8 protein-coding genes are annotated in these 14,261 nt (G+C 73.8%); 6 read left to right on the top strand and 2 right to left on the bottom strand.

Annotated features, from left to right (window positions below):
- Positions 1–119 precede the first annotated feature (119 nt).
- A complete protein-coding gene (locus tag CV755_RS22045) occupies positions 120–1,415 on the bottom strand; it encodes an NAD(P)/FAD-dependent oxidoreductase (protein ID WP_241561455.1) in 1,296 nt (431 codons plus the stop codon).
- 440 nt (positions 1,416–1,855) lie between these two features.
- On the opposite strand from CV755_RS22045, the gene CV755_RS22050 reads away from it, so the two are divergent.
- On the top strand, positions 1,856–2,617 hold the full coding sequence (locus CV755_RS22050) for a TetR/AcrR family transcriptional regulator (protein ID WP_109282045.1): 762 nt from the start codon (positions 1,856–1,858) through the stop codon (positions 2,615–2,617).
- A gap of 279 nt (positions 2,618–2,896) precedes the next feature.
- Positions 2,897–5,422, top strand: a complete 2,526-nt coding sequence (locus tag CV755_RS22055; RefSeq protein WP_109282046.1) for a sigma-70 family RNA polymerase sigma factor — start codon at positions 2,897–2,899, stop codon at positions 5,420–5,422.
- A gap of 159 nt (positions 5,423–5,581) precedes the next feature.
- Here CV755_RS22055 and CV755_RS22060 read toward each other — a convergent pair whose 3' ends face one another.
- Positions 5,582–7,720 carry an asparagine synthase-related protein gene (locus CV755_RS22060; RefSeq protein WP_109282047.1) on the bottom strand — a complete coding sequence of 713 codons (2,139 nt, stop codon included), beginning with the start codon at positions 7,718–7,720 and terminating at the stop codon, positions 5,582–5,584.
- 820 nt (positions 7,721–8,540) lie between these two features.
- Here CV755_RS22060 and CV755_RS22065 point away from each other — a divergent pair.
- The 4 genes from CV755_RS22065 to CV755_RS22080 all read left to right on the top strand — a co-directional run bounded on the left by CV755_RS22065 (position 8,541) and on the right by CV755_RS22080 (position 14,223).
- Positions 8,541–9,992, top strand: a complete 1,452-nt coding sequence (locus CV755_RS22065) for an NsdA family TPR-like regulatory protein (protein WP_109282048.1) — start codon at positions 8,541–8,543, stop codon at positions 9,990–9,992.
- A gap of 316 nt (positions 9,993–10,308) precedes the next feature.
- A complete protein-coding gene (lhgO, locus tag CV755_RS22070; RefSeq protein ID WP_109283442.1) occupies positions 10,309–11,517 on the top strand; it encodes an L-2-hydroxyglutarate oxidase in 1,209 nt (402 codons plus the stop codon).
- 389 nt (positions 11,518–11,906) lie between these two features.
- Positions 11,907–12,698, top strand: coding sequence for a tRNA (guanosine(46)-N7)-methyltransferase TrmB (trmB, locus tag CV755_RS22075; protein WP_109282049.1), 792 nt, complete (start codon positions 11,907–11,909; stop codon positions 12,696–12,698).
- Positions 12,699–12,759: 61 nt separating this feature from the next.
- Entirely contained in the window at positions 12,760–14,223 is a 1,464-nt protein-coding gene (locus CV755_RS22080; RefSeq protein ID WP_422070582.1) for a PrsW family intramembrane metalloprotease, read from the top strand.
- Positions 14,224–14,261: the final 38 nt, after the last annotated feature.

Consider the following 14,261-nt stretch of genomic DNA (forward strand, 5'->3'; position numbering starts at 1 on the left):
TTCGGAAGTACGAACCCACCCATGGTCACACGACCAGTGTGGCCGACCGGACTGACATCCGTGAGACGTCGGGAACTCCCGCGGGAGTTCCCCGCTCCGGCGCCGGTCCACCGAGTGGGTCAACTGGCCTCCGGCTGGCGGCCGGTGCCCGCCGCCAGCTCGAACTCGGCGCGCGGGTTCTCCAGCGAGCCGAGTGAGACGATCTCACGTTTGAACAGGCCGGCCAGGGTCCACTCGGCCAGCACCCGGGCCTTGCGGTTGAAAGTGGGGACCCGGCTGAGGTGATAGGCGCGGTGCAGGAACCAGGCCGGGTAGCCCTTGAACTTACGGCCGTAGACATGTGCCACGCCCTTGTGCAGGCCCAGTGAGGCGACCGAGCCCACGTATTTGTGCCGGTATTCGGTCAGCGGCCGGCCGTGCAGCGCGGCGATCACATTGCCCGCCAGGGTCTTCGCCTGGCGTACCGCGTGCTGGGCGTTGGGCGCGCACTCCACGCCCTCCCGCTCGGCGGTCAGGTCGGGTACGGCGGCCGCGTCACCCGCCGACCAGGCGTGGTCCACCTCCTCGATGCGCAGGTCCGGACGGCAGCGCAGCCGGCCGCGCTCATTGCGGGGCAGGTCGGTTGCGGCGAGCACCGGATGCGGTTTGACGCCCGCGGTCCACACCAGGGTGCGGGTGGGGTGCCGGGAGCCGTCGCTGAGCACCGCGACCCGGTTCTCGCAGGACTCCAGCCGGGTTTCCAGGCGTACGTCGATATTGCGGCCGCGCAGCTCCCGCACGGCGTAGACGCCCATCTCCTCGCCGACCTCGGGGAGGATCCGCCCGGTGGCCTCGACCAGCAGGAACTTCAGGTCGTTGGGCTCCAGGTTGTGGTAGTAGCGGGCGGCGTAGCGGGCCATGTCCTCCAGTTCGGCCAGGGCCTCCACGCCCGCGTAGCCGCCGCCGACGAAGACGAAGGTCAGGGCGGCGGCCCGGACCTCGGGGTCGCGGGTGGAGGAGGCTATGTCCAGCTGTTCCAGGACGTGGTTGCGCAGGCCGATGGCCTCTTCCACGGTCTTGAAGCCGATGCCGTGTTCGGCCAGACCGGGCACCGGCAGGGTGCGGGAGACCGAGCCGGGGGCGATCACCAGTTCGTCGTAGTGGATGTCGATGGGGCCGGTGCCCTGTTCCCTGGTGGCCAGGGTGGTGATGGTCGCGGTGCGTTTGGCGTGGTCGATGCCGACGGCCTCGCCGACCAGCACCTGGCACTTGTCCAGGGTGCGGCGCAGCGGTACCACCACATGGCGCGGCGAGATGGAGCCGGCCGCGGCCTCGGGCAGAAACGGCTGGTAGGTCATATACGGGTCGGGGCTGAGCACCAGGATCTCGGCCTCGTCGGCTCTGAGCTTCCGCTGCAGGTGCAGTGCGGTGTACATCCCTACATAACCGCCGCCGACGATCAGGATGCGGGCCGGTTGCTTCTCCGCCGTTGCCTTGGCCAAGGGTGCCCCTTCGGATCGTGGTCCCGAGTCTTCCGCTCCCGGCAAAGCTTCCTTCCATGAGGCAACGCCGGCCGGGGTTTGTCCACAGGGCCGTCGAAATGTATGACAGGCAGCGGAGCTGATCCCTCCCCGTTCCGCCCGTCCTTCCATGGAACGGCCGCGCAGGTCAGAGTGGGTGTGCCGGGGTGGTGAAGTGGTGTGCGATCAACGGTCGGCGAGCGCGTACTCCGATTGGGGACGACCGGTGCGGAACAACCCTCTTCTTTCTTGACCTGGGCTCAACTATGTTCGTACTTCGTCGGGGTACGGAGAGGGCGTGCCCGGCAGTCAGGGCGGGGAGTCTCCGGGGGGAGACGTCATAACCGGGGGAACATATGCACATTCAGGGCTCTCATTGGTCTACCGCTGTCGCGCCGTCGGACAGTAACGGCGGTCGCAGCACGCCACTGCGGGTGGACGCTCAGCGCAACCTCGAACACGTACTGCGAGCGGCTCGCGAGGTCTTCGGCGAGCTGGGGTACGGGGCGCCGATGGAGGATGTGGCGCGCCGGGCCCGGGTGGGCGTGGGGACGGTCTACCGACGGTTCCCCAGCAAGGACGTGCTGGTCAGGCGGATAGCCGAGGAGGAGACGGCCCGGCTGACCGAGCAGGCGCGCACCGCGCTCGGTCAGGAGGAGGAGCCCTGGTCGGCGCTCTCCCGGTTCCTGCGCACCTCGGTGGCCTCGGGCGCCGGGCGGCTGCTGCCGCCCCAGGTGCTGCGGGTCGGGGTGGACGCGGAGACGGTACAGACGCAGGAGGCGCAGCCCCAGCAGCAGCCCCAGCCGAGGGTGCCGCAGCAGCGCCAGCCGGGGGCCACCGGCGGCCAGTTGCACGAGCTGCGGCTGGTGGAGCAGCGCCCGGTGGTCACCGAGGAGCGCGAGAGCTCGAGTGCGGCGGCACTGCTGGATGTGGTCGGACGGCTGGTTGAGCGGGCCCGGGCGGCCGGGGAGCTGCGGCCCGATGTGACGGTGGCCGATGTGCTGCTGGTGATAGCCACCGCCGCGCCGTCACTGCCGGATGCCGCCCAACAGGCCGCGGCGTCCTCGCGGTTGCTGGACATCCTGCTGGAGGGTCTGCGCTCGCGGCCGGTGGGGTAGGTGGTTACCGGGCCGCCTCCGCACCGGGTGCACTCGCGGGAGCGAGACAAGTGTGGGGCGGCCGCCCCTATCGGGTGAATTTCGGCGGCCTCCGTCAACTTGGCGCCAACTCCGGTACGGCCGAAAGGGGTTGCCATCGGGCCGCCGCCTGGTGTTCCGATGTGCGAACTCAACCCGGATGAGTGGTTGCCGTTCAAGCATCTGTTTTTGCCGCGCGCACCCGTGCGACGCTGGCCCGGTATTCGGGTGTCTGTCCGGCGTTGTACGGGAGCCTGAACCATGGGAGTTGACGAGCGGGACGAACCGCAGGGGCATGACGGCGCGGATCGCGCGCCGGCCCGCCAGGTGCCGGGCATTCCCGCGCAGGGCGGACCGGCTACCCCCGGCCGTGCCACATCCGGTGAGGACGTTGCCGGCGATACCGAAGGCGGGGCGAGCGTGCCCCAGCAGCGCAAGGGGGCGCGGCGGGGGGCACACGCCCGTACGGACGGGAGCGCTCGCGCGGAGGGGAGTTCCCGTACGGACCAGACGGACCAGGAGGACGATGCCGCCGGGCCCGGCGGAGAACCGCCGGCGGAGGCCGAACCGCCGCCGTCCGACGCCGAGTTGGTGGCCCGCATCCGGGAGGGCCGGGACGCCGAGGAGCAGGGCACGGCTCACGCGGCGTACCAGGAGCTGTACCGCAGACACGCGCCCGCGGTCCGCGGCTACGCCCGTACCTGCTGCCGTGATCTGCACACCGCCGACGATCTGACCGACGAGGTCTTCGCCCGTACCCTGCACGCGGTGCGCCTGGGCTCGGGGCCGGACACCGCGGTAAGGGCCTATCTGCTGACCACGGTCCGGCAGGTGGCCGCGGCCTGGACCCGTACCGCCCGGCGGGATCAACTGGTGGAGGAGTTCGCCGAGTTCGCCGCCTCGGCCGAGGCGGCCGCCACGGTGGAGCTGGAGGCGGGTTTCGAGCCGGGCGCGGATGTCCGGGCCATGCGACAGGCCGAGGCGTCGCTGACGGTACGGGCCTTCCACAGCCTGCCGGAGCGCTGGCAGATGGTGCTCTGGCACACCATCGTGGAGAACGAGTCGCCAAGCCAGGTGGCCCCGTTGCTGGGCCTGTCCGCCGATGCCACGGCGGTGCTGGCCCGCCGGGCCAGGGAGGGCCTCAAGCAGGCGCACCTCCAGGCGCATGTCGGCAGCGCGCAGGCGGCGGGCGGCGGTTGCGCCCAGTACGCCGACCGGTTGGGCGCCTACGCCCGCGGCGGGCTGCGGATGCGTACCGAGCGGGGGATGCGCAAACACCTGGAGAGCTGCGCCAGGTGCCGCACCGCCGCGCTGGAACTGGCCGATGTGGACGGCCAGTTGCGGGCACTGCTTCCGGTGGCGGTGATTGGCTGGTTTACCGCCGGAGCGTCCGTGAAGGTGGTGGCCAGTGCGGTTGGTGTGACCGGAGCGGCGGAAACGGGAGCAGGAGCCGGAGCGGCGGGCGGGGGCGCGGCCGGTTCCGGTGCGAGTGCGGGCGGGGGCCGGGGTGAGGGGGCTTCCGGCCCGGCCTCGGGTCCGGGTGCGGGGGCTGGTGCGGGGGCTGGCGCGGTCCCGGACGGGGGCGCGGGTGCGGCTTCGCATGCGAGCGCGGTGGGTTCGGGAGCGGCGGGCGGCGGGTCCGCGGCGGGGTACGGGGCCTCGGCGGCCGCGGGGTCCGGTGCGGGATCGGGTGCCGGCTCCGGCCAGGGGGGTACCGCCTCCGGCACAGGAGCGGCAGCCGGAGCCGTCGCCGGGGCCGGTTCAGGCATCGCGGGCGGCGGCGCCGGTGGCGCCACGGCGGGCTCCCGGGCGGGCACCGGCTCCGGCTCGGGGAGCGGCTCGGGGGCGGGGAGCGCCGCCGGGGAGGGCATCAGTGTGCCCGCGAAGGTCGGCATCGCCGCCGGGGCGATGCTTGCCGCCGGTGCGGTGATCGCCTACGCGCTGACCGGTGACCCCTCGGCGCATCCCCCAAGGAAGGTGCAGGCCAACAGCTCGGTGGCACCGGCCGTTCCTTCGCCAACGCCCAGCCCGGAGCAGGAACACACCGAACCACCGGCTCCCTCGTCAGCACCCGCTCCCCCGCCGGAAGCCGCTCCCACCCCTGCGCCACCCCCGGCGAGGCCCGTCCCGCCGCCGCCCGCCGCGCCGCAGCGCCAGCGGGCGACCGTGGCCCGGCCCGCGCCCACCCGGCCGCCCGCCACCCATCACGTCGCTCCCCCGCCCGAGGCGGCTCCCGCCCCGTCGCACCGGGCCAAGCCGGTGGCGCCCGACCGGCCGCCGGCCCCCAAGCCGATGTCCAAGCCGGTCCACCACCCGGCCAAGCCGTCCCCCCGCCCCGCCCCGGCGCCACACCGGCCGTCGGCCTACCAGCTCACCCAGCTGGAGCTGGAGGGAATCGGCGAGGTCGAGGAGCCGGAGACCGGCCTGGAGGAGGGCTTCTCCGCCTGGCCCAGCCACCAGTTCCAGACCCGGCAGGCCGGCTACCGGCACGGGGTGACCGCCAATGGCTCGTCCGAGGTGAGCATCCAACTGCACAAGCCCTGCGCTTCCTTTGACGCCATGGTGCGCGTGGACGAGAGCTCGCTGGGCGAGGGCGCGGTGCGGTTCGTGGTTTACGGGGACGGCATCCGGCTGTGGAGCTCCGGCCTGGTACGGGCCGGTCATCCGGCGCTGCCGGTTCATGTGTCGCTGCATGGGCACAAGCGGCTGCGGCTGGTCGCGGAGCCGAAGGAGCCGTTCGAGGGAGTGGCGCTGGTGGATTGGGGGCAGGCCCGCATCCGCTGCTGACCCGGGGCCCGGGCCGGGTCCGGTGGCGTCCGCCGCTGCGCGGCGGGTTTCGCCCACCCGCCGACCCGATTGCCCCGCGCGATGACCGTGGTTGCGTTTCGCCTGCGGGCCGTTGGAGGTTGTTCGCGCAGTTCCCCGCGCCCCTTACGGGGCGCCCCCTCACCCCCCAAGCGCCCCCCGCAGGCTGGCCCGGTGGGATACCCCGCCCGCGACGGCGCGCTGGCGGGGTGTCACGCCCGTCCAGCAGGTGCCGCGCCGGGCCAGCAGGCGGCGTAGCCAGGTCTCCATGGCGATCACCTCGGCCAGGCCGTCCAGGGGCAGTGGCGCGCCCTCGGCGGCCGCCTGCAGGGCCCCGCGCACCACTTGGGCCTCGATCAGGCCCGCGTCCGCCAGCAGCGGGGTTTCGAAGAGCCCGGCCAGGGGCGCGGCGAAGGTCCGCAGCCCGGCGCGCAGGGCCGCCTGGTGGGAGGCGTGCGAGGTCGCTCCCCAGCCGGGCGGCAGATCGCGGATGCCCGACCCGGCCAGCACGGCGCGCAACACCGAGGCGCGCGCTCCGGGTTGCACTCGTAGCGTTTCGGGGAGCGCGCGGCAGGCCCGTACCACCTGGTTGTCCAGAAAGGGCGCGTGCAGCCGCTGCCCGCGTACCTCGGCCGCCTGTTCAAGGATGCGCAGGTCGGCGCCCTGCCTGGCCAGTGCTGCCGCGGCCCGTTGCTCTCCGGGCCGCTGGGGCAGGCCAGTTGGGCGTACCGCCGCCGCCTGTAGCCGGGCCGACACCTCGGCCAGTGCCTCTCCGGTGAGCCAGCGCGCGGCCGGTCCCGGGCGGCACCAGCTCAGGGCCGCCAGTGAGGCGTCCACCGCGCCCGGCACCCCGGCCAGCCGCTCCCGGTCCGCGAACCCGGGCGTCAACAGCCGTGCGGCGGCGGCCTCCAGGCCCTCCCGGTAGGAGGTACGGGCCAGCCGCCGGGCGGCCCGGTAGACGGTGAAGGGAACGGTGAGAGGGTGGGCCGCGGGCCCGTCGGCCCGTGCCAGGGCGGACACCGGGCGCAGCAGATGGCGTCGTCTGCGGTCCAGCAACAGGTCGGCCAGCCGGGCCGGATGGGCGTCCAGCACCTGCCGTGCGCCATGCCCGGTGAAGTGGTCGGCGCTGCCCGCCACCAGGCGCTGGCGGTGCCGTTCGGCGACGGTCAGCGAGGGTGCCGGTTCATCGGTGAGCGGTCCGGACTCCAAGTCGGCGCAGGGCAGGGCGGTTTCGCCCGCCGCCACCACCACATGGCGCATCCGGGGCCCGGTGGCCAGGGCGCGGGCGCGCTCCAGTTCCTGGGCGCCGGCCCGTCCGCTGTCGGTGGCCAGGTCGTTGAAGGTGACCGCCAGCAGGCGCTCGCCCGTGCCATGCCCGTAGGGGGTGCCCGGAATTCCCGGCAGTCCGGCGGCCAGCAGCGCCAGGGTGCCCGAGGCGCTGCCGCCGGAGAGGTCGGCCCCCAATCCGGGCGCCGGACCGCCGCGGGCGGCGCGCCGGAAGGCCGGCCCCATGCCGGGCACGGGGCCGGGATCCAGCACCCCGGCCCCGTACGCCGACAGATGGCGCGGGGCGGCCAGCCGGGTGCGGACTGCCTCCACCAGGGCGTCCCGGACGCCCTCCACCGCCTGGTCCGGGTCGAGTTGGGGGGCGGCCACGGCGAGCGAGGCAAGGGGTTCGTACCCGGAGATGTCCCGGGCTCCGTCGCGCACCACCAGCGCGTGCCCGGGCGGCACCCGCCGTACGCCCGCGTACGGGGTCCCGTCGCCCACCGCCTCCGGCGAGTCCGGGCAGGCCAGCAGCGCCGCCAGATGCCCTATGTCCAGCTGGGCCTCCACCAGGTCGGCCAGCGGCAGGGCGGCGGTGGCGTAGGCGGTGCCGCCGGCCCAGGCCGCGTGGAACACCGGACGGGCCCCGGCCAGGTCACCGGCGATGGTGATGCGGCGGCCGATCTGGGCGACCGCGGTATAGCTGCCCGGCCAGGCGGTCAGATGGCGCAGTGCCCCGCCGCGCGCCGCCAGCAGTCCGGTGCGCAGCTGCTCGTCGGTGGCGCCGCAGCGGCCCAGCACCGCGATCCGGGTCACCATGGCGGCCCCGGTGCGGCCGGGCTGGTCGGCCCAGACCAGGCGCACCTCGTCGGGCCGCCAGTCGCCCACCGCCCACAGCGGATCCGGGTCCCCCCACAGGAGTTGGGCCCCAACCGGCTGCACGGTGGGGCCGGTGGCCTCCGGTTCGGCGCGGTGCGCGGTCCCGGCGCGGCTCCACCCCACCAACCAGCGCATCGTCGCCTCCACAGGCTGTGGACAACCAGCAATCAGCAGCCATCATGCACAGTGGGACGAACGTCGCGGCGCAAACGCGGACGGCGGATTCGGCCGCCGCCCTGCGCCCAACTCCCCCTGGTCCGAGGTGAAGTGCCGTTTCGCCGGGTCCCCGCGCAGCGCTCCATGCTGCCATGAGCGCGGCCGGATGTGACCATTCCGTATGTGTCCACGGCCGCGTCGCGGCGAAACGATCCGGCCAACGACGGTCCGGCGCAGCCAGACACGACCAGGCGCGGCCAGGTGCGACCAGGTGGTGGCCAGACGCGGCCAGACGCACGGGCGCGACCAGGCGCACGGGCGCGGAGCCGTCGGACCACAGCGGGAAGCCCGCGAAACCATCGAAATGCGGCGTCGCCGCCACCCGTCCCCACCGCCGCCCCCACCGGGCGAACTCCCCCGGGCGGACGGGGCGTTCGCGCGGCGGTGTGCCGCAGTGGTGCCGCGGCGCAGCCCGGGAGGCGCCGCAAGGTGCGCCCCCCGGGCCGTACCGCCGCCCGCGGGGAATGAGGCGACGGCTCCCCCAGCCCACTGGATCCAGGCAGCGGGCCAACCCACGCACCACCATGGAAGCGCCACCGCGAGGGCGGGGACAGAGCGCACGGCGGGCGCACGCGCACACACAACCGGAGCACGTGCCCCTCGGTGCACGCACATACGGACCGCAATCTCGCCATCCGGGACAACGCCCCTTAACGGTCGGGATGTGGGGAACTACGCTGGGTTTACGGATGCCCCGCGCTTATGCCGGGGCGGGCGTCGCCGTAGTCGAGGGGTGCGCATGTCCAGGGAGTCACGCGGGCCGAACGAGAAGCTGGGCACGGTCCTGGCTCTCGCCGGAATCAGCAACGCCGGACTGGCGCGCCGGGTCAACGACCTCGGTGCGCAGCGCGGATTGACCCTCCGCTATGACAAGACCTCGGTGGCCCGCTGGGTTTCCAAGGGCATGGTCCCGCAGGGTGCGGCGCCGCATCTGATCGCCGCCGCGATAGCCGGGAAGCTGGGCCGGCCGGTGCCGCTGCACGAAATCGGCCTGGCGGACGCCGATCCGGCGCCCGAGGTGGGGCTGGCCTTTCCGCGCGATGTCGGCCAGGCGGTGCGCTCGGCGACCGAGCTCTACCGGCTGGATTCCGCCGGGCGGCGCGGGGGCGGGGGCATCTGGCAGAGCCTGGCCGGTTCCTTCTCCGTCAGCGCCTACTCCACGCCCGCCTCGCGCTGGCTGATAACGCCCGCCGACTCCTCGGTGGCCCGGGAGCCCCAACAGGCCGCCCGGGAACGGGAGTCGGGCACGGTCCCGGACTGCGGAGTGCCGCAGCGAGTGGGCCACAGCGATGTGTCCAAACTGCGCGAGGCGGCCGAGGACGCCCGCCGCTGGGACTCCAAGTACGGTGGCGGCGACTGGCGTTCGTCCATGGTCCCCGAGTGCCTGCGGGTGGACGCCGCCCCGCTGCTGCTGGGTTCGTACACCGACGAGGTGGGACGGGCGCTGTTCGGCGCCACCGCCGAACTCACCAGGCTGGCCGGGTGGATGGCCTTTGACACCGGCCAGCAGGAGGCCGCCCAGCGCTACTACATCCAGGCGCTGCGGCTGGCCCGGGCCGCCGCCGATGTCCCGCTCGGCGGGTACGTCCTGGCCTCGATGAGCCTGCAGGCCACCTACCGGGGCTGCGCCGACGACGGGGTGGACCTCGCCCAGGCCGCGCTGGAGCGCAACCGGGGGCTGGCCACCGCCCGCACCATGAGCTTCTTCCGGCTGGTGGAGGCCCGCGCCCAGGCCAAGGCCGGTGACCAGAGCGCCTGCGGGGCCGCGCTCAAGGCCGCCGAGGGCTGGCTGGAACGGGCCAGGGCGGGCGACCCCGACCCCTCCTGGCTGGATTTCTACACCCAGGAGCGGTTCGCCGCGGACGCCGCCGAGTGCTACCGGGACCTGGGCATGCCGCGGCAGGTGCAGCGCTTCACCGAGCAGGCGCTGGCCCGTCCGACCGAGGAGTTCGTCCGCTCGCACGGGCTGCGGCTGGTGGTCTCGGCGGTGGCCGAGCTGGAGTCCGGCAATCTGGACGCGGCCTGCGCGGCCGGCGCCCGGGCGGTGGAGGTGGCCGGGCGCATCTCCTCGGCCCGTACCACCGAGTATGTACGGGACCTGCTGCACCGGCTGGAGCCCTATGGCAATGAGCCCCGGGTGGTGGAGCTGCGCGAGCGGGCCCGGCCGTTATTGGTGGCTTCCACGGCCTGAGCCCATTGGCTTCCGTCCGGTCCCGTTGACGTCCGTCCGGTCCCGTTGACGTCCGTCCGATCCCGTTGACGTCCGTCCGGGCCCGCCGGCCTCGGGGTCCAGGCGCCTCGGGATGCGGGGCGACGGCCCCGAGTATGTTCCCGCCGCGGCGGCGACCGGCCACCAGGACGGAACCCGGCGGTGCCCAAATGCGCCGCTACCCCTCGGCGGAAATCCGCGGAGCGCTCGGTTTCAGGCCACTGTCAGTGGCGCACGTCATGATAGGAGCCTGGAGTCGGGGTGCGGGGAGCGCGGGGAACGCGGGGAGGTGGGCGGCATGGTGGCGTACGACTGCGATGTGCTGGTGATCGGCGGCGGGATCGTGGGCCTCTCGACGGCCTATGCGATCACGCGTGCCGCGCCGGGCACGCAAGTGGTGGTGCTGGAGAAGGAGCGGGGGCCCGCCTTCCACCAGACCGGGCGCAACAGCGGAGTGATCCACAGCGGGATCTACTACCGGCCGGGCTCCTACAAGGCCCGGTTCGCGGTGCAGGGCGCCGCCGAGATGGTCAAGTTCTGTGCGGAGTACGGGATTGCGCATGAGGTCACCGGCAAGCTGATCGTCGCCACCGAGCACACCGAGCTGCCCCGGCTGCACGCCCTGGTCCAGCGCGGCCGCCGGAACGGCATCCCGGTAAGGGAGTTGGGGCCCCGGCAGATAGCCGAGTTCGAGCCGCGGGTGCGCGGGCTGGCGGCCATCCATGTCGGCACCACGGGCGTGGTGGACTTCGGCACGGTGGCCGGACGGCTGGCCGAGCTGGCCGAGGATGCGGGGGCCTCGGTGCGGTACGGGGCCGAGGTGCGCCGCATCGGCCGGCGCGGGCCGGTGGTCGCGGTACGCACCGCGGACGGCACGGTGCTGCGGGCCCGGGCGCTGGTCAACTGCGCCGGGCTGCACAGTGACCGGGTGGCCCGGCTGGCGGGCGTGGATCCGGGCATCCGGATCATCCCCTTCCGCGGCGAGTTCTATGAGCTCGTCCCCGGCCGTACGCACCTGGTCCGCGGCCTGGTCTATCCCGTGCCCGACCCGGCCTTCCCCTTCCTGGGAGTGCACCTCACCCGGGGCATCGACGGCCAGGTGCACATCGGGCCCAACGCGGTGCCCGCGCTGGCCCGCGAGGGCTATCACCGGCGCACCATACGTCCTGCGGACCTCGCCACCACCCTGGGCTACCCGGGCAGCTGGCGCCTGGCCCGCCACCACTGGCGATACGGCCTCGGCGAGTTCCACCGCTCGCTCTCCAAGCGCGCCTTCACGGCGGCGGTCCGCCGGCTGCTGCCCGAGGTCACCCCGGAGGACCTGATACCCGCCCCGTCCGGGGTGCGGGCCCAGGCGGTGCTGCCGGACGGAACCCTGGCCGACGACTTCCACTTCGCCCGCTCCCCGCGCATGGTGCATGTACTCAACGCACCGTCCCCGGCAGCCACCGCCTCCCTGCCCATCGGCCGCGAGGTGGCCCGCCGGGTGCTGGCGGAACTGCACTGAGGGCTGCCCGGGCCGTCTGCACGGGCCGTCTGCCCTGGCCGCCTTGTCCTGGCCGTCCGCCGGGGCCGTCCGCCGAGGCCGTCTGGGCCGACCGCCCGTCCGCGCCGACCGCCCGGACTGTGCGTCCGGGTGCGGCGCGGTGCGGGCACGGGCCGGTACGGGCACGAGCCGGCACGGGCACGAGCCGGCACGGGCACGAGCCAGTACGGGCACGAGCCAGTACGGGCATGGGCAGTACGGTCCGTGCACATCCGGCGCCACCTCACCCGCCCATACGACGCCCTCCGCACCGGCCCCGTACCGCCTCGGTCGCTCGCCCGGCGCCCGCCCCGTACCGCCTCCCTCACCCGCCCGTCCCCGCCCTCACCCGCCCGTACTATGGAAGGACTGTGCCCGAGAACCATGCCCCCACTCAGCCGACCGCCCAGCCGACCGCCCCGCCCCGTGCCCGGCGGGAGCCGATGTTTCCCGATGGTCCGGCCCCGGACCCGGCCGGCTCGCACCATGAGCGGCGCATCCGCTCCTTCCAGCCGCGCCGCAGCCGGGTGACCACCGGGCAGGCCGAGGCGCTGCGCCGCCTGTGGCCCAAGTGGGGCCTGGACATTGACGGCCTGCACCGCCTCGACCTCGGCGAACTCTTCGGCGACCCGAAGCTGCCGGTCGTCCTGGAGATCGGCTTCGGCATGGGCGAGGCCACCGCGCGGATGGCCGCCGCCGACCCGTCCACCGGCATCCTGGCCTGCGATGTCCACACCCCCGGCCAGGGCAACCTGCTGGCCCTCGCCGAACGCGAGGGGCTGGAGAACATCCGGGTCGCCAACGGCGACGCGATCATCCTGCTGCGCGAGATGCTCGCCCCCGACTCCCTCTCCGGCCTGCGCGTCTACTTCCCCGACCCGTGGCCCAAGAAGCGGCACCACAAGCGCCGGCTGATCCAGCCGGAGTTCCTGGACCTGGCCGCCACCCGGCTCGCCCCCGGCGCCCTGCTGCACTGCGCCACCGACTGGGAGCCATACGCCGAGCAGATGCTGGAGGTCCTCACCGCGCACCCGCGCTTCGAGAACACCCAGCCCGACGGCGGCTTCGCCCCGCGCCCCGAGTTCCGTCCGCTGACCCGCTTCGAGGGCCAGGGCCTGGACAAGGGACACATCGTCCGCGACCTGCTCTTCCGCCGCGTCTGACGGCCCCGGGCGGCCGGGAAACCACACCCGGAACGTCACCCCCCTGCCTTAGGGTCGTCAGGTGCATGAGTCGCCGTCCAACCAGCAGCCGATATCCGCGCCCGCACCCGCGCCGCCCGGCGGTTTCCCCGCCCCGGCCCAGGTGCGTTACAAGCCGCGCCGCGCCCTGTGGGACAACAAGGCGATGCGCGCGGGCACCCTGATCCTGCTGCTCGCCCTGTGCGGCCTGCTGATCCTGGCGCTGGTCCGGGAGCAGACCGGCACCCAGGGCTTCCTGGTGGGCCTCGGCCTGGCCGTCCTGCCCGTCCCGCTGCTGATAGCGGCCTTCCGCTGGATGGACCGGGTGGAGCCCAAACCCTGGCGCGTCCTGGTCTTCGCCTTCGCCTGGGGCGCCTGCGCGGCCACCCTGGTCGCCCTGCTGGCCAACGGCTACGCCACCAAGTGGCTGCTCAACACCATCGATGTGGCCCACCGCGGGGACATCAACACCTGGGGCGCCACCTTCGTCGCCCCCGTGGTCGAGGAAAGCGCCAAAGCCGCCGCCATCCTCCTGCTCTACCTCTACCGGCGCCGGGACTTCAACGGGATCATCGACGGCGTGGTGGTCGCCGGCATCACCGCCACCGGCTTCGCCTTCACCGAGAACATCCTCTACCTGGGCAACGCCTACGCCTCGGACCGCTCCTTCGGCGCCTCCGGCTTCTCCACCACCGCCGGGACCTTTGTGGTCCGCGTCCTGATGTCCCCCTTCGCGCACCCCCTCTTCACCTCGATGACCGGACTGGGCTTCGGCATAGCCGCCTCCCTCCCGCAGACCCGCCGCGTCCTGCGCGCCCTGGTGCCCTTCGCCGGACTGCTGACCGCCATGGTCCTGCACAGCGTCTGGAACGGCTCCGCCTCCCTGGGCGGGCTGGGCTTCTTCGCTGTCTACGCCCTGTTCATGGTCCCCGTCTTCGGCACCCTGACCTGGCTGACCATCCACTCCCGCCAGACCGAACTCCGCACCATCCGCGCTTACTTGCCGGAGTACCAGGCCGCCGGCTGGCTCACCCCGCCGGAACCGGTCGCCCTCTCCTCCATGCGTGCCCGCGCCATCGCCCGCGATGTCGCCAAACGCACCGGCGGCCCGGCCGCGGCCCGCACCGTCGCCGAGTACATCTCCTTCGCCACCTCCCTGGCCTTCCTCCGCCAGCGCGCCTACCGGGGCCTGATCGCCCCCGACTTCGAAGCGCGCGAGCGCGAGTTGCTCCACCACCTCTGGCAGCGCAAGCACGTGGCCCAGCCCGCCCTGGCCCAGGCCTCGGCCTCGGCACCACGGCCGGTCCTGGTCCGTCCAGTGCCGTACGGGGCGGCACCGGGGGCGTACGGGCCTGCGGGCCCGGCAGCGTACGGCCCCGGCGTGCCGGGCGGGTACGGGACCCCGACGCCGGGCACCGTGCCGCCATACGGCCCGGGCACCCCGGCCCCGGGCCAGCACCCGGGGTGGGCACCGCCGGGGGCTACGGGGCCTTGGGCGGGACGGTAGGGGTAAGGCAGGCCGGGATCCAAGGGGGCACCACGCCC

This window comes from Streptomyces orinoci (assembly GCF_003121295.1).
GTDB lineage: Bacteria > Actinomycetota > Actinomycetes > Streptomycetales > Streptomycetaceae > Streptomyces > Streptomyces orinoci.